Below are 22,946 nucleotides of genomic sequence, written 5' to 3'. Positions count from 1 at the left end.
CAGTCCAATGAAGATTATCAGGATGAACGCCAGCAGCTTCTGGAAAGGAGAGGCTGGTGTAAAAGGCCTGGTGGAAGACCAGGGCAAGACATATAATGTAACTTTATATCTGGGGAGTGGCCGTGTGAAGGATTACTCTTGCTCCTGTGCAAAGGGCAATTCTTATAAGGGCATGTGTGCCCATGGGGAGGCCCTTTTTGCATATTATAGGCAGCAGAAGGAGGAGGGGTCAAAGCCTCCTGTCCACACCTCCAACCAGGCGCATACCATGATCCGTGAGTACACCAACCGGGAAGTGGCGCAGATCCTGGCAGAGGATGAGGTGGGCCGCGTAAGGCTGGTACCCGTTCTTGTGATAAGCGCAAGGGATATCCGTCTGGAATTTAAGGCCGGCATCACCCGGTTTTATGCCCTTCGGGATTTAAGCGCTTTCAGGGAAGCGGTGGAGAACGGCACGTACGTGGAGTATGGAAAGGATTTGGGATTCCACCACCAGAAATCCGCCTTTGAAAAGGAGAGCCAAAGCCTTTTGTCCCTTCTCCTGGGAGTGACGGAGAACCAGAAGGCGGTCCGTGATATCGGCCTGAGCCGTATGAACAGGGACCGCTTTTTTTCCATGGTCATGGGGCAGGAACTGGAAGTACAGATCCCGGGCGGGATCAAGGTGAAGATGGATGTGCTGGACGCGGACCCGGTCATGGCCCTTAAAGTATCAAAATACGGGAGGGACGGCCTGAAGGTGGAGTTTCAGGGAGTGGCGGACGGAAGGGACCAAAGGCCATGCCGTATGATCGCATGTCTGAAAGGCGAGCGTCATCTTTATGTGGTGTCAGGGCATGGGGTATACTGCTGCAGCGAGGCGTTTACCACCAGCATGGAACCGTTTTTGGAACAGATTGAGAAGGAAGGGGAGAGGAGCGTTCTCATCGGGAACAAGGATATCCCTCTTTTCTATGAACGGGTGATCAGGAATATAAGCCCTTACAGCCGTCTTCTGCTGGAGGATGTGGATTTTAACGACTATGAGCCTGAACCGCTGAGGGCCGCCTTCCGTTTTGACACCGGGGAACATGGTGAACTTCTCCTGGAACCCAGCCTGTCTTATGGGGAGTATACCTTCCATCCTCTGGAGGACGAGAACCTGCCCAAGACCATATGCAGGGACGTGCCCGGAGAGTGCAGGGTCAGCCGTCTGATCCAGAAGTATTTTAAATATAAGGATCCGGAAGGCATGAAGCTGGTGATCAGGGATGACGAGGATGCGGTTTACCGGCTTCTGGAATCAGGTATGGAAGAGTTCCGCCTGATGGGGGAGGTTTACATCTCCGAAAGCCTGAGGGAGTGGAAGATACTTCCTTCCCCCAAGGTGAGTGTGGGCGTGGGCGTGTCCTCCGGGTGGCTGGAGCTGTCCGTGGACATGGGAGACCTAAAGGGCGAGGAATTGTCCAGGATCCTGGCGGCCTACAGCCAGAAGAAGAAATACTACAGGCTTAAAAGCGGCCAGTTCCTGAGGCTGGGGGACGGCGGTCTTTTTACAGTCAGCCAGATGGCAGCGGACCTGGGGCTCAGCAAAAAGGAGCTGCATAAGGGAACCTTCAGGCTGCCCGCATACAGGGCCCTGTACCTGGACCATCTGTTAAAGGAAAGTCCCGGGGTTGCCTATTACCGTGACCAGCTGTTAAAAGCCATGGTCAGGGGGATCAAGTCCGTGGAGGACAGCGACTACCCGGTGCCCAAAGCCCAGCGCGGGGTCCTTAGGGAGTATCAGCGGGTTGGATATTGCTGGCTTAAGACATTGGACAGCTATGGCTTTGGCGGGATCCTGGCGGATGACATGGGCCTGGGCAAAACCCTTCAGATCATCACCCTTTTGGAGGACGCATACGAAGGGGGAGAGCAGCAGCCCTCCCTGATCGTGTGCCCGGCTTCCCTGGTCTATAACTGGGAGCATGAGATCGGCAAATTCGCGCCGGAGCTTAAGGTCCTTTCCATTGTGGGAAACGGGCCTGAAAGGGAGGAGAAGCTTAAGGCGGTCATCCGGTCCCGGGACCGCTTCAATGTCCTTGTCACTTCCTACGATCTTTTAAAGCGGGATATGGCCTGTTATCAGGAGATACGGTTCAGGTACCAGGTCATAGATGAAGCGCAGTATATAAAGAACGCCGCCACCCAAAGTGCCAAGGCGGTAAAGTCCATTGATGTAAAGACCCGCTTTGCGCTGACAGGGACTCCGGTGGAGAACCGTCTCAGCGAACTCTGGAGCATTTTTGACTACCTGATGCCGGGATTCCTTTTTGGAAGCCAGTATTTTAAGAAAGAGTATGAAACCCCTATTGTAAAGGAGGGGGATGAGGATGCCCTGCTGCGGCTCAGACGCATCATCGGCCCGTTCGTGTTAAGAAGGGTAAAGCGGGATGTGCTTAAGGAACTGCCGGAAAAGCTGGAGCAGGTAGTGTACTCAAACTTTGAGGACGAGCAGAAAAAGCTGTACACTGCCAATGCGGTGCAGCTGAAGGAAAAACTGGAGTCAGGGGGATTTGCCCAGGCCGGGGAGGGCAAACTCCAGATACTGGCCGAACTCATGCGCCTGCGTCAGATCTGCTGCGATCCCAGGCTGTGTTATGAGAACTACAGAAACGGATCGGCCAAGCTTGAGACATGTATGGATCTCATACGCAGAGGTGTTTCCGGGGAGCATAAGATCCTTTTGTTCTCACAGTTCACCTCCATGCTGGAACTGGTCGAGGCACGGCTTTTAAAAGAAGACATCAAGTGCCATAAACTGACCGGCTCCACTTCCAAGGAGGACCGCATCCGCATGGTAGGAGAGTTCCAGCGGGATGATGTGCCCGTGTTCCTGATCAGCCTGAAGGCTGGCGGCACGGGGCTTAACCTGACAGCGGCCGACATTGTGATCCACTATGACCCATGGTGGAATGTGGCGGCCCAGAACCAGGCCACGGACAGGACCCACAGGATCGGCCAGGAAAAACAGGTTACGGTCTATAAACTGATTACCAGAAATACCATAGAAGAGAACATCTTAAAACTTCAGGAATCCAAACAGTACCTGGCTGATCAGATCGTCACAGAGGGAACGGTGAGTTTTGGAAGCCTGACAAGGGAAGATATTCTGAACATAGTGACCCAGGAGGTAGAAGAATGAAAGTATTAATGTTAAACGGAAGCCCTCATGAAAAGGGATGTACCTACACTGCATTGACGGAAGTGGCCAAAGAGCTGAACAAAGCCGGGATTGAGACGGAGATCCTGCACGTGGGCGGGGATGATGTACGCGGCTGCATGGGATGCGGGGCCTGCGTTAAGCTGGGCAGATGCATTTACAACAACGACAAGGTCAATGAGGCGGTGGAGAAGCTGAAGGGATCCGATGGCCTGGTGGTGGGCTCGCCGGTCCATTACGCATCCGCGGGCGGTGCCATCACTTCATTCTTAGACAGGTTCTTTTATTCAGGCAGCGCTTACGCTGTGCATAAGCCCGGGGCAGCGGTTGCCTCCGCCCGCCGGGCAGGCACCACGGCCACCCTGGACCAGCTGAATAAATATTTCATGATCTCCCAGATGCCGGTGGTATCCTCCCAGTATTGGAACATGGTGCACGGAAGCTGCCCGGAGGATGTGAAAAAGGACGAGGAGGGGATGCAGATCATGCGTGTCCTGGGCCGTAACATGGCCTGGCTGCTCCAGTCCATAGAGGCAGGTAAAAAGGCGGGGATATCATGTCCCCAGCCGGAGACTGAGAAAAAGAGAACGAATTTTATACGGTAAAACCATAGGGATCCCGGCGTCTGCTTCAAGGCGCCGGGATTTTTGCGAAAAAGGCCCTTGATTTTTATTCTCCGCAGAGTTATACTATGCAAATAATTAGCTAACTAATGATAAACCAGCTAATAGTAAACCAGCTAATAGTAAACCGGTTAATGATAAACCGGCTAATAGCAAATCGGAGGATGATCGGCCAGGTAACCACCTGACGGAGGAGGAAGGAAGATGGAAAGACCAACATACAGGGAGCCCTTTGATTCACCGGAGCACCGGCTCATTGAAAAGTATATACGGGTGACCAGGCTGCACCGGAGCATGGTGGAACACCAGCTGGAGGGAACCGGTGTCTACCGCAGCCAGCATCAGATACTGATGTACGTGTCGAGGAATCCCAATGTATCCCAGAAGGAGCTGGCCGGAATGTACGGAGTATCCGGCGCCACCATAGCGGTTTCCCTTAAGAAGCTGGAAAGAGGAGGCTATATCAGCCGCCTGGTGGACCAGAATGACAACCGGTGTAACCAGATATGCATCACTGAAAAGGGAAAACGGGTGGTGGAGGACAGCGTTTCCATTTTCCGGCGCATGGAACTTTCCATGTTTGAGGGATTTTCCGAGAATGACAGGAAGGTGCTGGGGGAACTGCTGGACCGGATCTATGAGAATTTACAGCATATACCAGATGAAAGAGAGGACAATTAAGTGAAGCGGTATAAAAAATATATGCGGCCCTATCTCAGCGCTTTTATCATAGGGCCTCTTCTGATGCTGACAGAAGTATTTGGCGAGATCATGCTGCCAAAACTCATGTCAATGATCATCAACCACGGCGTGGCTGACAGGAATCTCCCGTATATCCTGTCCATGGGGGCCGTGATGGTACTCACCACCTTTGTGATGGCCGCGGGAGGGATCGGAGGGGCTTACTTTTCAGCCAAGGCATCCATCTGCTTTACAAGTGACCTGAGAGATGACCTGTTTGCAAAGGTACAGGAATTTTCCTTTAAGAACATAGACAGCTATTCCACAGGTTCCCTTGTCACCAGGCTGACCAATGACATACAGCAGATACAGAACGTGGTCATGATGGGCCTGCGTCTCATGCTCAGGGCCCCCGGAATGTTTGTGGGCGCCCTGATTATGGCGTTTATCATGAATGCAAGGCTGGCCGTGGTCATCCTGGTGGTGATCCCCCTCCTTACACTGACCATAGCGCTGATCCTCAGGACTGCATTTCCAAGGTTCACCGTTATGCAGAAGAAACTGGACCGGTTAAATTCCGGCATCCAGGAAGCCCTGACCAATGTGCGCGTGATCAAATCCTTTGTGCGGGAGGATTTTGAATATAACAAATTTAAGGAAATGAACCAGGACCTGAAGGAGAGCAGCTTAAGCGCCATGAAGATCGTGATCGCCACCATGCCCGTGATGATGCTGGCCATGAACATCACAACCCTGGCAGTGGTGTGGTACGGGGGCAATATCATCATTGCGGGAGACATGCCGGTGGGGGACCTGACTGCCTTTACCACGTATATTGTGCAGATCCTCATGTCCCTCATGATGCTGTCCATGGTCTTTTTACAGAGTTCCAGGGCCATGGCATCGGTTAAGCGTGTAAGCGAGGTGATGGACACCAGGATCGACCTGACAGATGAGCAGGCTTCCAGAAAGGACCTGGTGGTCGCAGAGGGACGGGTGGAATTCAGACATGTGGACTTCAGCTATTCGGACAATGAGAAGGAGCTGGTGCTGGAGGATGTAAGCTTTACCGTTGAACCGGGTCAGACCCTTGGGATCATCGGGTCCACGGGCAGCGGAAAGACCACCCTGGTCCAGATGATACCCCGCCTCTATGACGCCACCAGGGGACAAGTGCTGGTGGACGGCGTGGATGTAAGGGAGTATTCCCTGCGGAACCTCAGGGAGGGCGTGGGCATGGTCCTTCAGAAGAATGTCCTGTTCTCCGGCACCATTGAGGAGAATCTGCGCTGGGGCAGTGAGGACGCCACCAGGGAGGAGATCAGGGCCATGGCCCAAAGCGCCCAGGCCGATGGATTTGTCACATCCTTTACCCATGGATATGACACGGATATGGGACAGGGAGGCGTCAATGTCTCAGGCGGGCAGAAACAGCGCCTGTGCATTGCAAGGGCGCTGTTAAAGCGGCCTAGGATCCTAATACTGGATGACAGCACCAGTGCCGTGGACACGGCCACAGAGGCTAAGATCAGGGAATGTTTCCGGACCACCCTTAAGGATACCACAAAGATCATCATTGCACAGCGCATTGGCTCCGTGGAGGAATCCGACCTGATTCTGGTGTTGGATGACGGGCGGATCATTGGCCAGGGTAGCCATAAGGACCTGCTGGAACACTGCGAAGCTTACCAGGAGATCTACTATTCCCAGAGAGACCGGGAAAAGACACAGGAGGTGAGCGCATCATGAATCAACAGCATAAAATCGAAAGCCTGAAACGGCGCTATGGGCGCACTCCCTCCTCCGGTCCGGCAAAGGGGCCTATGGGGGGCCACGGGCCAGGAGCCAGGATGGCGGCCGTGGGCAAGGGAATGCCAAAGAACAGCCGGCAGACCATCAGGCGTCTGATGCATTATCTGAATGAGGACAAGGCCAAGATGACCCTTGCTTTTGCCTGTGTCATTGTAAATACCGTGGCCACCCTGGCGGGCTCCTATATGTTGAGGCCCATCATCAATACATTTATCGCACCGCCTGACGGAAGCCCGGGGAATGCCGCAGGGCTTGCAAAGGCGCTGGTCATGCTGGCGCTGGTATTCATAGTGGGCGTGATCGCCAACTATGCCCAGGCAAAGGTTATGCTGACCGTGGCCCAGAACGCACTGCAGAAGATCCGCAATGAACTGTTTGGGAACTTGCAGAGACTGCCGGTGCGCTTTTACGACACCAATTCCAACGGCGACCTTATGAGCCGTTTCACCAATGATGTGGACACCATAGGGCAGATGCTGAGCAGCACGCTGGTGCAGCTGTTCTCCGGTGCGCTGAGCATCATAGGAACCCTGGCCCTGATGCTGTACACCAATTTGATCCTGACCGCTGTCACCGTGCTTATGATACCTATTATGATGAAGGCAGGAGGAGCGGTGGCAGGAAGGAGCCAGAAGTATTTTACCGCCCAGCAGGCATCCCTGGGAGCTGTGAACGGATATATAGAGGAGACGGTTACAGGGCAGAAGGTGGTCAAGGTATTCTGCCATGAGGATGCGGCTAAAGAGGAATTTAAAATACTGAACCAGGACCTGAGGAACAACCAGATCCGGGCCCAGTTTTTCGGGGGCATCATGGGGCCGGTCATGGGAAACTTAAGCCAGATCAATTATTCCCTGACAGCCTGTATCGGCGGCCTGCTGTGTGTGCTCAGGGGATTTGATGTGGGAGGCCTTACCGTGTTCCTGAACTTTTCACGTCAGTTCTCCAGGCCTATCAACGAGATTTCCATGCAGGTGAGCAATGTATTCTCCGCCCTTGCGGGAGCGGAACGTGTCTTTGCCGTGATGGATGAGGAGCCGGAACCGGCAGATGACCAGGATGCGGTGACCCTGCATCCAATGGTAGGCCACGTGATCCTGGACCATGTCACATTCGGATACGACCCGGATAAGACCATATTAAAGGATATAAGCCTGTACGCCAAACCGGGCCAGAAGATCGCCTTTGTGGGGTCCACGGGAGCGGGGAAGACCACCATAACCAATCTTCTGAACCGCTTCTACGATATACAGTCAGGCGTCATCACCATTGACGGGGTGGACATACGCCGCATGAACCGGGACGGCCTGAGACAGAATATCGCTATGGTGCTTCAGGATACCCATCTGTTTACAGGCACGGTGATGGAAAATATCCGGTACGGAAGGCTGGACGCAACGGATGATGAGGTGATACAGGCGGCCAGGACCGCCTCGGCCCACTCCTTTATCATGCGCCTTCCCCATGGATATGATACCATGCTGGAGGGGGACGGAGCCAACTTAAGCCAGGGGCAGAGACAGCTCCTTAATATTGCGAGGGCAGCCATTTCCAAAGCTCCGGTGCTGATCCTGGACGAGGCCACCAGCTCCGTGGATACCAGGACTGAGAAACACATTGAACACGGCATGGACCGGCTCATGGCGGACCGCACCACGTTTGTCATAGCCCACCGTCTTTCCACGGTCAGGAACGCCAATGCCATCATGGTCCTGGAACAGGGGGAGATTATTGAAAGAGGAGATCATGAGGAACTTCTGGCTCTCAAAGGAAGATACTACGAATTGTATACGGGTATGAAAGAACTGGATTAATTGCCACGAAATTAACATATAAATTAAAAAAATAACGATTAAATTCTGTATTGTATACAATGTATATTTATGCTATACTAAACTGGTGTATTCGGGAGGGGACCAGGCAGCTTCTCCCGTATGCCGGTTTTTTGCTGGCTGCACTGTGCCGCCGGGCGGCACTAGGAAATATTATGAAAGAAAGAGGGAGAGAATCCATGGGTTTGGCGACTTTTATAGGCGGCATCCATCCGTATGAGGGAAAAGAGCTGTCAGAGAACAAACCGGTACAGGTTCTGATGCCAAAGGGCGACCTGGTGTATCCTATGTCACAGCATATCGGTGCACCTGCGAAACCGCTTGTGGCAAAGGGCGACCATGTACTGGCAGGCCAGAAGATTGGAGAAGCGGGAGGTTTTATTTCAGCCAATGTAATTGCTTCTGTATCAGGAACGGTGAAAGCCATTGAGCCGAGGCGTATGGCGAACGGAGCAATGGTACCCTCCATTGTGGTGGAAAACGATGGGGAATATAAAACGGTTGAAGGAGTAGGGGAAGACAGGGACCCTTCGGCCCTTTCCAAAGAAGAGATCCGAAGCATTGTGAAGGAGGCAGGTATCGTAGGCCTTGGAGGAGCCGGTTTCCCAACGCATGTGAAACTGACCCCAAAGGACGAGAATGCCATTGAGTACATACTTGTAAACGGCGCTGAGTGCGAGCCTTACCTTACAAGCGATTACCGCATGATGCTTGAGGAGCCGGAAAAGATCGTAGGAGGCTTAAAGGTCATCCTGCAGCTGTTTGACAATGCAAAGGGCGTGATCGGCATTGAGAACAACAAACCGGAGGCCATTAAAAAGCTGACGGAGATGGTAAAGGACGAGCCGCGCATTACCGTATGTCCATTGCAGACAAAGTATCCCCAGGGCGGTGAGCGTTCCCTGATCTACGCGGTCACAGGAAGAAAGGTCAATTCCTCCATGCTGCCTGCCGATGCGGGATGTATTGTGGATAATATTGATACCGTGATCGCAATTTATATGGCAGTGTGCAAATGCACGCCGCTGATGCGCAAGATCATTACCGTGACCGGCGATGCGGTAGCTGATCCCAGGAACTTTAATGTGAAGCTGGGAACCAACTATCAGGAGCTGTTAGAGGCGGCCGGCGGTTTTAAGACTGAGCCGGAGAAGATCATTTCCGGCGGCCCTATGATGGGACAGGCAATGTTTGGCCTGGATATACCGGTGAGCAAGACTTCATCCGCACTGACCTGTTTTACAAAGGACCAGGTGGCAGAGATGGAGCCTTCAGCATGCATCCGCTGCGGTAAATGCGTCAGCGTATGTCCCAGCCATATCATACCTGTGATGATGATGCAGGCAGCCCTGCGCGATGACTGTGAAACGTTTGAAAAATTAAACGGTATGGAGTGTATGGAGTGCGGAAGCTGTACGTATATTTGTCCGGCCAAGCGTCCGCTTACACAGGCATTTAAGGAAATGCGCAAGACGGTTGCGGCAAACCGCAGGAAGAAAGGGTAGGAGGGGACATAGGAAATGAGTAAATTATTAAATGTATCATCATCCCCGCATGTGAGAAGCCATGAGACCACCCACAGCATCATGCTGGATGTGGCCATCGCCATGTTGCCTGCATCTGCGTTTGGTGTGTATCATTTCGGCTTACATGCATTGTTGGTATTGATTGTAACGGTTGCGGCCTGTATGCTCAGCGAGTACGTATATGAAAAGCTGATGCACAAGCCATGCACCTTAAGCGACTGCAGCGCCCTTGTAACAGGAATGATCCTGGCGCTGAACATGCCGCCGGAGATTCCGGTATGGATCCCGGCCCTGGGCGGTATCTTTGCAATTATTGTGGTAAAGCAGCTGTATGGCGGCCTTGGACAGAACTTCATGAACCCGGCGCTGGCAGCAAGATGTTTCCTGCTGATCTCTTTTGCAGGAAAGATGACCAATTTCAGCTACAGCGGTTTTGACGGTATTTCCGGAGCAACCCCTCTGGCAGTGCTTAAGAGCGGCGGTGAGGTGGATATCCCTGCCATGTTCATTGGTAACATTCCGGGAACCATCGGCGAGGTATCTGTGATCGCCCTGCTGGTAGGAGCTGCCTATCTGCTGTTTAAGAAGGTGATCTCCATCCGCATTCCGGGAACCTACATACTTACGGTTGTTGTTTTCGCAGTGCTGTTTGGCGGTCATGGATTTGATGTGAACTATATCCTGGCCCACCTGTGCGGCGGCGGACTTATCTTTGGTGCATTTTTCATGGCCACTGACTATGTGACCAGCCCCATTACGCCAAAGGGACAGATTGTATTCGGCATCCTCCTGGGCGTTCTGACCGGACTGTTCCGTATCTTCGGCGGTTCCGCAGAGGGCGTGTCCTATGCGATCATCATCAGCAATATCCTGGTTCCGCTGATTGAAAAGGTGACCCTTCCCAAGGCATTTGGAAAGGAGGGCAAGTAATTATGAGTAAAGCAGGATTTATGAAAGACGCGGTGATCCTCTTTGTTATAACCCTGGTGTCAGGCTGTCTTCTGGGCGGAGTGTACCAGGTGACAAAAGAGCCCATTGCCCAGGCAACCATTGCCGCCAACAACAAGGCATACAAGGCAGTGTTTAACGAGGCTGAGACCTTTGAGTCAGATGATGCCCTTACGGCCGCCATTGAGGGCTGCAATGCAGACCTGGCCGGTATGGATTTCGGAGGCGTGGCAGTGGAGAACGTGTTAAAGGCAGTGGACGGCAGCGGCAATGAACTTGGCTATGTCATCACCTCCCTTTCCAATGACAGCTACGGCGGTGCTGTAAAGCTGTCTGTGGGTCTTAAGGAGGACGGCACCATCACAGGGATCGAATTCCTGGAGATCAACGATACGCCAGGCCTGGGCCTTAAGGCAAAGGAACCCGCATTCAAGGACCAGTTTACAGGCAAGAATGCGCAATCCTTAAGTGTAACAAAGTCAGGTAATGCAGATGACACCCAGATCAATGCGATCAGCGGCGCTACCATTACCTCAAGCGCAACAACCAACGCGGTCAATGCAGCATTATACTATCTGCACAACTGCGTGAACGAATAGGAGGTGGGATAATGAATAACTGTTCAGAGCGTTTATATAACGGTATTGTGAAAGAAAACCCTACCTTCGTCCTGATGCTTGGTATGTGTCCGACCCTGGCCGTAACCACATCAGCTATCAACGGCCTTGGTATGGGACTTTCCACAACCGTGGTTTTACTGTTTTCCAACATGATCATTGCAGCCCTTCGTAAGATCATTCCGGACCGTGTGCGTATTCCCGCATACATTGTGATCGTGGCTTCATTGGTTACCATTGTACAGCTGCTGCTTCAGGCATATGTGCCCAGCCTTTACTCCGCGCTGGGTATCTACATTCCCCTGATCGTGGTTAACTGTATCATCCTTGGCCGCGCTGAGTCCTATGCATCCAAGAACGGACCGCTGGTATCCACCTTTGACGGTATCGGCATGGGCCTGGGCTTTACCATTGCCCTTACCTGTATCGGCATAGTCCGTGAGATCTTAGGTTCCGGCGCAATATTCGGAAACGTGGTCATTCCTGAGGATTACCACATTGCCATCTTTGTACTGGCCCCCGGCGCATTCTTTGTGCTGGCGATCCTGACCGCCCTTCAGAACAAGTTCAAAGCGCCTTCTGCCACCAATGGATCGGTTCCAAAATCCAGGCTGGCATGCGGCGGCAACTGTATGGAGTGTTCCGGTTCCTCCTGTATGTCCAACCACGAAGTGCTTGAGACCAGGAAGCGCCAGGCGGAGGAAAAGGCACTGGCGGCAAAGAAGGAAGCGTTAGCAAAGAAGGAAGCAGAGTTAAAAGCAGCTACTTCCAAAAAAGAAAATTAGGAGGGTGGATAGATGAAAGAATTATTATTAATTGCCATTGGTTCCGCTCTGGTTAATAACGTTGTTTTGAGCCAGTTTTTAGGACTTTGTCCATTCCTCGGTGTTTCAAAAAAGGTGGAAACCTCAGCCGGTATGGGTGCAGCAGTTATTTTCGTTATTACCATTGCATCCGCTGTGACCAGCCTGGTGTATACAGGTATCCTTGTAAACCTGCACCTGGAATATCTCCAGACCATTGTCTTTATCCTGGTAATTGCAGCACTGGTTCAGTTTGTGGAGATGTTTTTAAAGAAATCCATGCCGTCCCTGTATGAGGCGCTGGGCGTATACCTGCCTCTGATCACCACCAACTGTGCGGTTCTGGGCGTGGCTCTTACTAATGTGCAGAAGTCCTATAACTTTGTACAGAGCGTTGTAAACGGTGTGGGTATCTCCGTTGGTTTTACCATTGCTATTGTCATGTTAGCTGGTGTCCGCGAGAAGATTGAGCATAATGACGTACCATATTCATTCCAGGGGTCACCTATTGTCCTGATTACCTCAGGTCTTATGGCAATCGCATTTTTCGGATTTTCCGGATTAATTTAGAAGGAGGAGAAGGAAAATGGTAACAGGTATTATTATAGCGGCAGCAGTGGTAGGTATCCTTGGTATCCTGATCGGTATCTTCCTGGGAGTTGCCAGTGAGAAGTTTAAGGTAGAAGTAGATGAGAAAGAAATCCTGGTCCGCAACGAACTGCCCGGCAACAACTGCGGCGGCTGTGGTTACGCAGGATGTGATGCACTGGCCAAAGCCATTGCGGCAGGTCAGGCAGATGTGGGCGCATGTCCGGTGGGCGGTGCTTCGGCAGCAGAGAAGATCGGAGCCATCATGGGCGTTGCCGGAGGAACTGCTGAGAAAAAGGTGGCCTTTGTCAAATGTAAGGGTACATGTGACAAGACAAAGGTTCAGTATAACTATTACGGCGTGGATGACTGCAAGAAGGTATCTGTGGTGCCTGGAGCAGGCGAAAAGGCATGTACATACGGATGTATGGGCTACGGCTCCTGTGTGAAGGCATGTGCCTTTGACGCCATCCATGTGGTGGACGGTGTTGCAGTGGTTGACAAGGAGAAATGTGTTGCCTGCGGCAAGTGCGTATCCTCCTGTCCCAACAACTTGATCGAGCTGGTTCCTTATAAATCAGAGCATCTGGTACAGTGCAGTTCCCATGCCAAGGGCAAGGACGTAAAGGCAGTCTGCGAATCAGGATGTATCGGCTGTACCCTTTGTACAAAACAGTGCGAGTTTGACGCCATCCATATGGAGAATAACCTGGCAGTGATCGATTATGAGAAATGCACCAACTGCGGCAAGTGTGCAGAGAAGTGTCCGGTCAAGGTGATCCTGTAGGATTGTGTAAGGCATGAGAAAGAAAATCCTGTGAATATCAGGGAAGGCTGTTTCCTTTTGCGGCAGAGTGCTGCGGGGGAGGTAGCCTTTTTTTTGTGTCCCCACTGGAAATTGTAAATGAAGTTTAAAAGAAAAGTGAACATTTCCATGGGGCGCCGTGATAAAATGAAAGCAGAATAACAGGAGTTTACTTTTGACGGAGGGATGAATATGATCACCATATTTAACAGGGCAAGCGTATACATTGGAAGGGATATGAAGGAGTTTGCCAGAGTGCGCCAGACGCTGGCACAGGAGCAGATCGGCTATACTTATAAGGTGAAGAATCAGATGGGACAGTGGACCGGCTCAGGGACGCTCAGGGGCCGGACGGGAAGCCTGGGACAGGACAGCAGCCTGCAGTATGAGTATGAGGTGTTTGTCCGCAGCAAAGACAGGGATAAGGCCATGTATCTGCTGCGAAAGAACTGAGGTCTGAAGCAGGAGAAAAACAGAAGGAAAATAATCATATAATATGCATCAGGCCCGGATAAGGCAGCTGTCTTATCCGGGCCTGATACGTTTATATACCGGTGTACCTTAGTGGCTTTTTTTCCGCTTTTTGAATGCAGGCGAGTCAAAGGACTGGTCATCGGGCAATACCTTTTTGCTGGTGGATTCCACCAGGTCGTTGTAACAGGAAAATACATGTTCCAGATGATCGGCGGAAAGCTTGGGTGAAAGGACGGATACTACGGGGACAACCACAAGTCCGGCCACCATGGCCACAGCCCCTGCATTGATGGGGGAGGCAATATAGTGGAGGAACATGTTGGATACGGTGATGCCCACCCCGGTGATAAAACTTGCCCATACAGCGGCAGTGGTGACCCCTTTCCAGTAAAGCCCATAGAGGAAGGGAGCCAGGAAAGCGCCAGCCAGGGCGCCCCAGGAGATCCCCATAAGCTGTGCGATAAAATCAGGGGGATCCAGGGCCAGCACAACGCTGATGAGAATGAACACCACGATCAGGGACTGCATCAGGAACAGCTGGGTCTTATCCTTCATGTTCTTTACCAGGTTTCCCTTGATAAAGTCCAGGGTAAGGGTGGAGCTGGAGGTCAGCACCAGGGAGGACAGGGTGGACATGGAAGCGGACAGCACCAGCATGACCACGATCCCGATCAATACATCCGGCAGACCGGAGAGCATGGCCGGGATGATGGTATCAAAGGCCACGGTTCCATTTCCGTTATAGATGGCAGGGCTGTCAAAGAGACGTCCAAAGCCGCCCAGAAAGTAGCTGCCCCCTGAGATGACAATGGCAAATATAGTGGAGATCACAGTTCCAGTGGCAATGGCCTTCTCGCTGCGTATGGTATAAAATTTGTGGATCATCTGGGGAAGTCCCCAGGTGCCCAGAGAGGTTAGGATAACCACTCCCAGAAGGTTGATGGGGTCCGGTCCGAAAAAGGAGGCGTACGCGCCGGGCTGCCCCATGGTTAGGGGGACCTCGCTGGGAATCTGAGCCAATTTGCCTACCGCGGCAGTGAAACCGCCCTGTCCGCTCAGCACACTTAAGATAACGGCAATGATCCCGGCCAGCATAATGATGCCCTGGATAAAATCATTGATGGCAGTTGCCATATAACCGCCCAGAATTACATATACGGCGGTGAGGAGGGCCATACCCAGCACACAGACACTGTAGGGAATGTCAAATGCCATCCCAAAGAGCCTTGACAGCCCGTTATAAACAGATGCCGTATAGGGGATCAGGAAAATGAAAATAATCACCGATGCCACGATCTTAAGCCCCTTGCTGTCAAAACGGCTTCCGAAAAATTCCGGCATGGTGGCGGAAGACAAATGCTTGCTCATAACCCTGGTACGCCTGCCAAGGATGACCCAGGCCAAAAGGCTTCCGATCAGGGCATTGCCGATTCCGATCCACGTGGATGCAAGGCCGTATTTCCAGCCGAACTGCCCGGCATAGCCTATGAATACAACCGCGGAAAAGTAAGAAGTGCCGTAGGCAAATGCAGTGAGCCAGGGGCCTACACCTCTGCCGCCCAGGACGAAATCATTGACGTTGGTGGCATGGCGTCTGGAATAGAAGCCCACTCCGATCATGATGGAAAAAAAGATGACCAGCATCAACAGTTTAATTGTCATTGTTAAACCCTCCATGAATACTTTAATAATTAAAACTTCTGAACTTTAATGTATCAGAGCAGAGGCGGAAAGTCAAAGGATATTTATGCGTTTTGGATTCTTTGGTTGAATTGCACATAGGAAAGTAAGATGAAATATATGGAAGAGGCCGTTTTTTGATGAAAGTGGGGAATGAACGCCAAATATCGACAAAAAACGTTAAGCGTGCCAATTGAGAACAGATGTAAATAATAGTTGATTTAAGTAAAAAATACTTTACATAAAATAAATTACAAAAAAAGGAAATCAAAAGGCATGAATAAAATTTAATAATAATGTAACATAAATGTAAAATGATTGAGGTAAAATTTAACAATTTAGGAGTAAGAGTTACGGAAAAACTATACCATATCCATAAAAATAATTACAAATATTTCAAATATAATAAAAAATGTAACAAACATGTTAAAAGTCCATTGACTGCAAAAGTCAAATCCCATATAATTAGCCGTACATCCCAGAAAAACATGCACAAAGTGGGGGATACCCACTGCAACAAAAACGAGAATTGGATACCCGCAGACAGAATGGGGTCCAGGAAAGAGGAGTATGTATGCTTACATTACATTCATTCCTTCAATCGGTTGTTCTCTTTGTTAAATCACTTACCGTGAAGGTGACAAAGCAGATGTACCGTTCCTCATCTGTTCTTCTGACAGGGATGATGGTGGTTGCCATCATTGCATTTTCCGCCAACGGGTTTGGCGGCGGGGGCAAGAATGCCCTGGCTGCGCCCATTGCTGAGGAAAGTCAGGAGGAGGATACACAGACAGAGGAAGCAGAAGGAAGCGGTCTGGTTACGGAAGCAAAAATACAATTCGGGCTATTAAACACAGACAGCGAAGGCCAACATCTGGCCGGTGCGCTGCTGGAAGCAAATGTCCGTGAAAAGCAGAGACAGCAGGCAGCTGCACAGACCCAGATAGAGACACTTCAGAAACAGATATTAAAAGAAAGACAGGAAGAGGAAGCAAGAAAAAAGGCAGAAGAGGAGCGCAGGGCGGCCAGAAGAATCCGTTATACGGATGAGGATTACCAAGTCCTTTTGCGCATTGTCCAGGCCGAGGCAGGCATCTGTGATGAGAGAGGCAAGATCCTGGTAGCAGATGTGATCATTAACCGTGTATTATCCAAGGAGTTTCCTGACAGTATAAAAGCAGTTGTGTACGAGCCATCCCAGTTTCAGCCCGTGGCCAACGGCAGGATCAATTCTGTTAAGGTGACAGCGGAGACCATAGCATGTGTGGAGCGTGCTCTGGACGGAGAGGATTACTCGGGCGGAGCCCTTTATTTTATGAACCGGAGAGGTTCCGGAGGAGCGGCTGCCTGGTTTGACAGGCACCTTACTTACCTTTTTGCCCATGACGGCCATGAGTTTTTCCGTTAAAGAATATAAGGGCTTAAAAAAGGATTGAGTTTCCCATAGCTTTAGGTGTATACTTGTATTGGAAAATATTAACACAAAGGAGAATGGGATATGATTTTTGATGAAAAGAAAAACCTGGATTTTTACAGAAACTTGGGAGTGGAAGGCAGATATGCCAAAGCGGTGGATTTTCTGCAGAATACGGATCTGGACGCGCTTGAACCAGGTAAGTATGAGATTGACGGCAAGAACGTGTATGCCAATGTTGTAGCTTACACCACCATTCCCTGGGATGAGGCAAAGTATGAAGCCCATGAGCACTATACTGATATCCAGTATGTGATCGAGGGAAGCGAGGTCATGACCTATGCGCCTGTTCACGAGATGATAGTAAAGACACCTTATAATCCAGACAAGGATGTGGTATTCTTTGAGAATACAACTCCGGGACTTCGGATCGTGACAAAAGCAGACCAGTACCTGATCTTTCAACCATGGGATGCCCATAAGCCAAAGGCAGCTGACCAGGAGCCGGCGCCCATTAAAAAGGTGATCGTAAAAATTAAAGAGGATTGATCCGTTAGGCGGATCTGGTTTTGCCCGGCAGTGTATGCCGGGTATTTTTTATGCCAAGGCCCTGCTTTTATTATAAGGAAGTTAAAAAGTGGATGACACATAGGATAAAGTATTGTATAATATCGTTATACTTTAAAAAGAATAACGATTTGCCCTGGTGGCGGTTACACGCCTGGCCCTGCGGGGAACCGGGATACGGATTGCGGCCGATTGGTCTGAGGCGGAGAACGTACAGGGAATCATGTCCGGGGGAGCGTGTAAAGGGGAATGAGAAAAGATAAAAAGGGGAAAATGAAATTCCGCATATTGGTGCTGGTCCTGATCATGCTGCTGACCGGCTTGTTTTTTGCTTCTTTCCTGGTGGGTACTTATCCCATTCCTGTGGGAACGGTTTGGGATGTGCTCTGGTCCGGGATAACTGAGTTCACGCCTTATTGGGATCCGGCCGTGGAAAAAGTCATTTTCCAGGTCAGGATCCCCAGAATACTGCTTGGAATCCTGGTGGGCGGCGGTCTGGCTGTTTCCGGAGCATCCTATCAGACCTTGTTTAAGAACCCTATGGTATCCCCGGATATCTTGGGGGTGTCGGCAGGAGCAGGGTTCGGTGCCGCCCTGGCAATGCTGGGAAGCGGCTCCTGGGCCCAGATCCAGCTGAGCGCCCTGGTCTTTGGTCTGGCAGCCGTGGCAGCCGCTTATTTGATCGGCTCTGTTTACGGGAAAGCTGAGGTTACTACCCTGGTTCTGGCCGGAGTCATTGTATCCAGCCTGTTCCAGGCGCTTTTATCCGTGGTTAAAACATACGCGGATACGGACAGCCAGCTTCCATCCATTACCTTCTGGCTTATGGGCAGTTTGGGAAAGGGGGACATGGAGGATGTGGGAATCCTCCTGCCCGTGACCGGAGTCTGTCTCCTCATCCTGTTTCTGTACCGGAACCAGATCGATGTGCTGGCAACCGGGGAGGAAGAGGCTGCGGCCTTGGGAGTGAATGTGAAGCTGGTGAGTTTTCTTGTGATCGTCACCTCCACCATGATGACCGTGGTGTCGGTGAGCATCTGCGGAATGATCGGATGGGTAGGACTGGTGGTGCCGCATATCACCCGCCTGTTTACGGGGGCCAGATATTCCAGGCTGATCGCGGTGTCATTTCTCATCGGCGGTTTCTTTCTGCTGCTCATGGACGATATCATACGGGGGGCTAACAGCGTGGAACTGCCCCTTGGGGTATTGACTGCCCTGGTAGGAACTCCGGTTTTTGCATTTCTTCTGGTCCGTTCCAGAAAGGGGGCTTCCCAATGCTGACAGTGGAGCACCTGAGATTTTCCTACAAACACGGAGACTTGGTATTAAAGGATGTGAGTTTTGACCTGGATTTTGGGGATTGCCTGTGCCTTCTGGGCCCCAATGGCACGGGTAAGACAACCTTGTTAAAATGTCTTCTGAACCATCAGAAACCTGATGGGGGACGGATTCTTCTGGATGGCAGGGATATCTGCTGTATGACATCCAGGGAAAGGGCTGCCAGGCTGGCCTATGTGTCTCAGTCCACAGGACTGTCATTTCCCTATTCTGTGGAGGAGGTGGTGCTGATGGGACGTGTGGCACATATGCGTCTGGGTGCATCCATATCAAAGAAGGACCGGAGCATTGCTTATGAGGTCATGGACCGTATGGGGATCATGGATATGAAACATAAGAATTTTCAGATCCTCAGCGGAGGGGAGCGTCAGATGGTGCTGATTGCCAGAGCATTGACCCAACAGGCCAATTATCTGATCCTGGACGAGCCCACAGCAGCCCTGGATTACAGCAATCAGGTGAAAATATTGGATATGATCCGGAATTTGTCAGGAGGGGGATACGGGATCCTTATGACCTCCCACTTTCCGGATCACGCATTCCTGGCCTGCAACAAAGCGGTCCTTATGAGGGATGGGGGAGTGATGGCATTTGGAACACCGGATCAGGTTGTAACCAGTGATAATTTAACGGAACTTTACCGCGTACCGGTTGTTGTAACCGAAGCCGCGTTAGAGAATAAAGGGGAACAGGCCATACAAAGGGTCTGTGTACCGGTGATCAAAAGGAGAGGAAATAATGAGACGTAATATGAGAAAAGGCAGATCTGGGATTATGGCGGTGATCCTGTCGGCAGCATTGGGAGCGGGGATGATGACAGGCTGTGGAAACACAGGCCGGAATACGGCCGAAACTCCGGCTGTAACCGCAGCCGGAACCACAGCCGGGACCGCAGCCGAGAATACAGCCGGGGCAGCAAAGCAGGAAGGGAAAGCCACTCATGATGTCACTGACATGGCCGGCAGGACCGTGACACTGCCCACGGAGATAGACAGCATCGCAACCTTTGGATCCATCGGAGTCATCAATGCATTTGTAGAGCTTATGGGAAGCGGGGAGAAGATCTGCAACGACATGACGGCCAGTTTTACCAAATCTGATAAATGGGCCATGCAGTATGAGTTTGCGCCTCAGATAAAGGGTGCGCCGGTGCTTCAGAACGCGGACGGGGAAATACAGATGGAAAAGGTGCTGGCCCTGAACCCGGATCTGTGCCTGGTAATGTCCAAGGACCTGATTGAACCGTTGGAATCCAACGGCCTGAACGTGATCTATTTTGAGTGGAAGCAGACCAATGATGTAAAGACAGCTGTTACCTTGATGGGGGAAGTGCTGGATAAGAAGGAACTGGCCCAGGATTACCTGGCCTATTTTGACCAGATGGTGGAGGAAGCCGGCGAAAAGGCAGCTTCCCTTAAGGATGGGGATAAGAAGACAGTCTTGTACGGAAATATTGACAAGCTGACCCAGCCCCATGTGATCGCAGAGTGGTGGATCGAGGCAGCAGGGGGGATCAGTGTTACAAAAGACAGCTGGAATAATGAAAATGGAAGCTGCACCTACACCCAGGAAGATGTGCTTAAATGGAATCCGGATGTGATGATCGTCACGGACCCGTCCATGAAAACAGTTCTGATGGAGGATTCTCTGTACTCTGATATTAACGGGGTGAAGAACGGTGCGATCTACAGCATTCCCACCGTGGCCCATGTGTGGGGGAACCGGACCGTGGAACAGCCGCTGACCGTATTCTGGACCATGAATAAGCTTTATCCTGAAGTGGTGGGCACTGATGAATTAAAGGAGAAAATCTCATATTTTTACAGCCATTTCTTCCAATATGAAGTCAGTGAGGAGCAGCTGGATGCAATCATAGGAGGCGTGTCATGAGATGCTATGAATCCGCCATACTGAGGGAATCCGTGGAGCTGGTCAGGCAGCATCTGGGAAGAGAGCTGGAGGATATGACCGTTGAACGGGCGGTGTTCGGGCTGTTCTTTTCAGGGGTTAAGCTGTCCACCGGGCAGGGAGGACTCTGCTTTACACCGGTAAAGGAAATGCCTCAGGCAGTCTGCTGTCCCAGTTCAGCCAAAGCCATGCCCTTGTCCGGACGTCTGAAAGGGCGTCCGGTGAAGGAATATTTAGATGATATATTCGGGGACAATATACTGCGGCGCACCCTTGGCATTGCTGCTCTCAATGCTCTCAGCATGGCTGTGTGGGAGCGGGAAGTGCCTGCCGGATATGAGATCCTGGCCGGAGTGGATGCATTTGACCAGCTGGAGGTGGAGAACTATCCAAAAACAGTGGTGGTGGGAGCACTGGTGCCCATGCTTAAAAAGCTGATGGCGGCCAATGCCTGTTTTCATGTGCTGGAACAGGATCCGCGAACCTTAAAAGAGCGGGAGCTGCCTTACTATGCACCGGCTGACCAGGCCGGCGTTTATGTGCCGGAGGCAGATCTTATGGTGATCACGGGAGTGACCATTCTTAACGACACGCTTCCCGGCCTTTTGGATATGGCAAAACCAGGGGCCCAGATTCTGGTGACAGGCCCCACGGCCAGTATGCTTCCCGATGCCTTCTTTTCCAGGGGGGTTACCATGCTGGGCGGTATCCATGTGACAAAAGCGGATGAACTGCTGGATATCATCAGCGAAGGCGGCTCGGGATATCATTTTTTTGGAAAATATGCGGACAGGACCGTAATAGTGAAAAAAGGGGGAAATGCCTGATGCGGGATACATATGGTACAGAACCTGTCCGGGATGAGATGTTCTCTATCCTGGAGACTTATATTCCATGGAAGGGGAGGACGGAGCAGGTTCAGATATGGGACGGGGATGGCCGGATTGTGGCAGAGGACCTGAGGGCGGGATATTCCCTGCCCAATCGTCCAACCAGTGCCTTTGACGGCATTGCGGTCAGGTTCTCGGATTTTACCTCCGGGATTCCGGACACATCCGCCTGGAAGGGAGGAACGGATTATGTGTTTAGCAACACAGGAGTGGCCATACCGGATGCGTTTGATACGGTCATAGCCATAGAGGATGTGGTGATGGAGGCCGGTGGTGCACTTCACCTTTTATCCTGTCCGCAAACATGGGGGGAGTACGTGACTCCTGTGGGCAGTCAGATAAAGAAAGGGGAGATCCTGGCCCATAAAGGGGAAATGCTCCATCCCGCGCTGCTGGGAGTCCTGGCAGGGGCCGGATACCGGAGTGTTCCTGTTTACGTGCGCCCAAGGGTACTGTTCCTGCCCACGGGAGATGAACTGGTGCCCTTTGGCGGGGGAGTCCCAACAGGCAGCAATACGGAGTCAAACAGTGTGATGCTGTGGGCCATGATACGGCGTTTTGGCGGACAGCCGTCCGTGTCGCGTATTTTGGAGGATGACCCGGACGTGATTAAAGACGCCCTTCTTTGTGGCATCCGCCAGGCGGATCTGGTGATCATCGGCGCCGGTTCATCCAAGGGAAGCAAGGACTTTACCATGGATGTGCTGGATTCCATTGGAACTGTGATCGTTCGCGAATTGGGGGTTGCTCCGGGAAAACACTGCAGCCTTACCATGGTGGAGGGAGTGCCTGTTATGGGGATACCGGGGCCGCCAGGAGGCGCGCAGCTCATAAGCGAATACTATATCAAAGCAGCCATAGAGCTGCTTGTGACAGGGAAAATCCGCCCGGTCCCATGGGTCAGCGCCGTATTGGACGGGGACATTCCCTCCCGTCCCATTGATTTCATGCAGGGGATGGAGTTATCCGTGCATAAGGGGATATTCCATGGGGTTCCCTGGCCTGTATCCGGCAGGACAAGGGCTGAGTGCAGAAATGATCTCAAAGCCATCTGCTATTGTCCAAAGGGAAGAAGGTTTACAAAGGGAGAGACAGTCAAGGTGGAGCTTCCATTGGCGGAAATCCCGGTCCAGCGGCAGGAGGTGTGACATGACGGCGGAAATCCCGGTCCGGTGGCAGCAGGTGTGACATGATGGCGGAAATCCCAGTCCAGCGGCAGCAGCCCGGCCCGGTGATATCCGTTGGTATCATAA

At 51.6% G+C, this 22,946-nt stretch carries 20 protein-coding genes; 19 read left to right on the top strand and 1 reads right to left on the bottom strand.

The genetic code is table 11. From position 1 onward, the window contains the following. Nucleotides 1–7: 7 nt before the first annotated feature. The 12 genes from ABID13_RS01100 to ABID13_RS01045 all read left to right on the top strand — a co-directional run bounded on the left by ABID13_RS01100 (nucleotide 8) and on the right by ABID13_RS01045 (nucleotide 13,872). Nucleotides 8–3,166, top strand: coding sequence for a DEAD/DEAH box helicase (locus ABID13_RS01100; protein WP_048930615.1), 3,159 nt, complete (start codon nucleotides 8–10; stop codon nucleotides 3,164–3,166). After that, entirely contained in the window at nucleotides 3,163–3,789 is a 627-nt protein-coding gene (locus ABID13_RS01095; protein WP_007863711.1) for a flavodoxin family protein, read from the top strand. The genes ABID13_RS01100 and ABID13_RS01095 overlap by 4 nt, the downstream gene beginning before the upstream one ends. Nucleotides 3,790–4,011: 222 nt before the next feature. After that, on the top strand, nucleotides 4,012–4,488 hold the full coding sequence (locus ABID13_RS01090; RefSeq protein WP_007863713.1) for a MarR family winged helix-turn-helix transcriptional regulator: 477 nt from the start codon (nucleotides 4,012–4,014) through the stop codon (nucleotides 4,486–4,488). Continuing rightward, nucleotides 4,489–6,237, top strand: coding sequence for an ABC transporter ATP-binding protein (locus ABID13_RS01085; protein ID WP_007863715.1), 1,749 nt, complete (start codon nucleotides 4,489–4,491; stop codon nucleotides 6,235–6,237). Continuing rightward, complete coding sequence (locus ABID13_RS01080; protein ID WP_007863716.1) at nucleotides 6,234–8,114, top strand: ABC transporter ATP-binding protein; 1,881 nt, start codon at nucleotides 6,234–6,236, stop codon at nucleotides 8,112–8,114. The genes ABID13_RS01085 and ABID13_RS01080 overlap by 4 nt, the downstream gene beginning before the upstream one ends. A gap of 197 nt (nucleotides 8,115–8,311) precedes the next feature. After that, on the top strand, nucleotides 8,312–9,637 hold the full coding sequence (rsxC, locus tag ABID13_RS01075) for an electron transport complex subunit RsxC (protein ID WP_007863717.1): 1,326 nt from the start codon (nucleotides 8,312–8,314) through the stop codon (nucleotides 9,635–9,637). A gap of 15 nt (nucleotides 9,638–9,652) precedes the next feature. Beyond that, nucleotides 9,653–10,588: an RnfABCDGE type electron transport complex subunit D gene (locus ABID13_RS01070; protein ID WP_048930616.1), complete on the top strand. Its 936-nt coding sequence runs from the start codon at nucleotides 9,653–9,655 to the stop codon at nucleotides 10,586–10,588. A gap of 2 nt (nucleotides 10,589–10,590) precedes the next feature. Next, nucleotides 10,591–11,205, top strand: a complete 615-nt coding sequence (locus tag ABID13_RS01065; RefSeq protein ID WP_007863719.1) for an RnfABCDGE type electron transport complex subunit G — start codon at nucleotides 10,591–10,593, stop codon at nucleotides 11,203–11,205. An 11-nt stretch (nucleotides 11,206–11,216) separates the two neighbouring features. Continuing rightward, nucleotides 11,217–12,008, top strand: a complete 792-nt coding sequence (gene rsxE / locus ABID13_RS01060) for an electron transport complex subunit RsxE (RefSeq protein WP_007863720.1) — start codon at nucleotides 11,217–11,219, stop codon at nucleotides 12,006–12,008. Between the two features lie 12 nt (nucleotides 12,009–12,020). Next, nucleotides 12,021–12,596, top strand: a complete 576-nt coding sequence (gene rsxA / locus ABID13_RS01055) for an electron transport complex subunit RsxA (protein ID WP_007863721.1) — start codon at nucleotides 12,021–12,023, stop codon at nucleotides 12,594–12,596. 16 nt (nucleotides 12,597–12,612) lie between these two features. Beyond that, nucleotides 12,613–13,401 carry an RnfABCDGE type electron transport complex subunit B gene (locus ABID13_RS01050; RefSeq protein ID WP_007863723.1) on the top strand — a complete coding sequence of 263 codons (789 nt, stop codon included), beginning with the start codon at nucleotides 12,613–12,615 and terminating at the stop codon, nucleotides 13,399–13,401. A 210-nt stretch (nucleotides 13,402–13,611) separates the two neighbouring features. After that, nucleotides 13,612–13,872: a hypothetical protein gene (locus tag ABID13_RS01045; protein WP_007863725.1), complete on the top strand. Its 261-nt coding sequence runs from the start codon at nucleotides 13,612–13,614 to the stop codon at nucleotides 13,870–13,872. 108 nt (nucleotides 13,873–13,980) lie between these two features. On the opposite strand, the gene ABID13_RS01040 is transcribed toward ABID13_RS01045, so the two are convergent. Then, nucleotides 13,981–15,555, bottom strand: a complete 1,575-nt coding sequence (locus ABID13_RS01040; protein WP_007863727.1) for a sodium:solute symporter family transporter — start codon at nucleotides 15,553–15,555, stop codon at nucleotides 13,981–13,983. Nucleotides 15,556–16,147: 592 nt separating this feature from the next. On the opposite strand from ABID13_RS01040, the gene ABID13_RS01035 reads away from it, so the two are divergent. The 7 genes from ABID13_RS01035 (at nucleotide 16,148) to ABID13_RS01005 (ending at nucleotide 22,841) form a co-directional block, all read left to right on the top strand. Further along, nucleotides 16,148–16,981, top strand: coding sequence for a cell wall hydrolase (locus ABID13_RS01035; RefSeq protein WP_007863728.1), 834 nt, complete (start codon nucleotides 16,148–16,150; stop codon nucleotides 16,979–16,981). A 90-nt stretch (nucleotides 16,982–17,071) separates the two neighbouring features. Beyond that, nucleotides 17,072–17,536 carry a NanQ anomerase/TabA/YiaL family protein gene (locus ABID13_RS01030; RefSeq protein ID WP_048930617.1) on the top strand — a complete coding sequence of 155 codons (465 nt, stop codon included), beginning with the start codon at nucleotides 17,072–17,074 and terminating at the stop codon, nucleotides 17,534–17,536. Nucleotides 17,537–17,803: 267 nt separating this feature from the next. Continuing rightward, nucleotides 17,804–18,838 (top strand): FecCD family ABC transporter permease, encoded by a 1,035-nt coding sequence (locus ABID13_RS01025; protein ID WP_045093350.1) that lies wholly within the window; start codon nucleotides 17,804–17,806, stop codon nucleotides 18,836–18,838. Then, the gene (locus ABID13_RS01020) at nucleotides 18,832–19,644 is read left to right on the top strand and encodes an ABC transporter ATP-binding protein (protein WP_007863734.1); all 813 of its coding nucleotides are present in this window, start codon (nucleotides 18,832–18,834) and stop codon (nucleotides 19,642–19,644) included. The genes ABID13_RS01025 and ABID13_RS01020 overlap by 7 nt, the downstream gene beginning before the upstream one ends. Continuing rightward, nucleotides 19,634–20,785, top strand: coding sequence for an ABC transporter substrate-binding protein (locus ABID13_RS01015; protein WP_048930618.1), 1,152 nt, complete (start codon nucleotides 19,634–19,636; stop codon nucleotides 20,783–20,785). The genes ABID13_RS01020 and ABID13_RS01015 overlap by 11 nt, the downstream gene beginning before the upstream one ends. After that, nucleotides 20,782–21,630, top strand: a complete 849-nt coding sequence (locus ABID13_RS01010; RefSeq protein ID WP_007863737.1) for a DUF364 domain-containing protein — start codon at nucleotides 20,782–20,784, stop codon at nucleotides 21,628–21,630. The genes ABID13_RS01015 and ABID13_RS01010 overlap by 4 nt, the downstream gene beginning before the upstream one ends. After that, the gene (locus tag ABID13_RS01005) at nucleotides 21,630–22,841 is read left to right on the top strand and encodes a molybdopterin molybdotransferase MoeA (RefSeq protein WP_048930619.1); all 1,212 of its coding nucleotides are present in this window, start codon (nucleotides 21,630–21,632) and stop codon (nucleotides 22,839–22,841) included. The genes ABID13_RS01010 and ABID13_RS01005 overlap by 1 nt, the downstream gene beginning before the upstream one ends. Nucleotides 22,842–22,946 lie beyond the last annotated feature (105 nt).

This window comes from Enterocloster citroniae (assembly GCF_040545455.1).
Classification (GTDB): domain Bacteria; phylum Bacillota; class Clostridia; order Lachnospirales; family Lachnospiraceae; genus Enterocloster; species Enterocloster citroniae.
The sequence above is the reverse complement of the archived record's forward strand: the minus strand, read 5'-3'. Positions and strand labels throughout refer to the sequence as shown.

Bases quoted from the DNA above. Each gene is read 5' to 3' on its own strand.
- ABID13_RS01065 (WP_007863719.1), top strand. From the start codon at position 10,591: ATGAGTAAAGCAGGATTTATGAAAGACGCGGTGATCCTCTTTGTTATA.
- ABID13_RS01005 (WP_048930619.1), top strand. From the start codon at position 21,630: ATGCGGGATACATATGGTACAGAACCTGTCCGGGATGAGATGTTCTCT.
- ABID13_RS01100 (WP_048930615.1), top strand. From the start codon at position 8: ATGAAGATTATCAGGATGAACGCCAGCAGCTTCTGGAAAGGAGAGGCT.
- ABID13_RS01015 (WP_048930618.1), top strand. From the start codon at position 19,634: ATGAGACGTAATATGAGAAAAGGCAGATCTGGGATTATGGCGGTGATC.
- ABID13_RS01050 (WP_007863723.1), top strand. From the start codon at position 12,613: ATGGTAACAGGTATTATTATAGCGGCAGCAGTGGTAGGTATCCTTGGT.
- ABID13_RS01035 (WP_007863728.1), top strand. From the start codon at position 16,148: ATGCTTACATTACATTCATTCCTTCAATCGGTTGTTCTCTTTGTTAAA.
- ABID13_RS01090 (WP_007863713.1), top strand. From the start codon at position 4,012: ATGGAAAGACCAACATACAGGGAGCCCTTTGATTCACCGGAGCACCGG.
- rsxC (WP_007863717.1), top strand. From the start codon at position 8,312: ATGGGTTTGGCGACTTTTATAGGCGGCATCCATCCGTATGAGGGAAAA.
- ABID13_RS01080 (WP_007863716.1), top strand. From the start codon at position 6,234: ATGAATCAACAGCATAAAATCGAAAGCCTGAAACGGCGCTATGGGCGC.
- ABID13_RS01040 (WP_007863727.1), bottom strand. From the start codon at position 15,555: ATGACAATTAAACTGTTGATGCTGGTCATCTTTTTTTCCATCATGATC.
- rsxA (WP_007863721.1), top strand. From the start codon at position 12,021: ATGAAAGAATTATTATTAATTGCCATTGGTTCCGCTCTGGTTAATAAC.
- ABID13_RS01095 (WP_007863711.1), top strand. From the start codon at position 3,163: ATGAAAGTATTAATGTTAAACGGAAGCCCTCATGAAAAGGGATGTACC.
- rsxE (WP_007863720.1), top strand. From the start codon at position 11,217: ATGAATAACTGTTCAGAGCGTTTATATAACGGTATTGTGAAAGAAAAC.
- ABID13_RS01020 (WP_007863734.1), top strand. From the start codon at position 18,832: ATGCTGACAGTGGAGCACCTGAGATTTTCCTACAAACACGGAGACTTG.
- ABID13_RS01025 (WP_045093350.1), top strand. From the start codon at position 17,804: ATGAGAAAAGATAAAAAGGGGAAAATGAAATTCCGCATATTGGTGCTG.
- ABID13_RS01010 (WP_007863737.1), top strand. From the start codon at position 20,782: ATGAGATGCTATGAATCCGCCATACTGAGGGAATCCGTGGAGCTGGTC.
- ABID13_RS01045 (WP_007863725.1), top strand. From the start codon at position 13,612: ATGATCACCATATTTAACAGGGCAAGCGTATACATTGGAAGGGATATG.
- ABID13_RS01030 (WP_048930617.1), top strand. From the start codon at position 17,072: ATGATTTTTGATGAAAAGAAAAACCTGGATTTTTACAGAAACTTGGGA.
- ABID13_RS01070 (WP_048930616.1), top strand. From the start codon at position 9,653: ATGAGTAAATTATTAAATGTATCATCATCCCCGCATGTGAGAAGCCAT.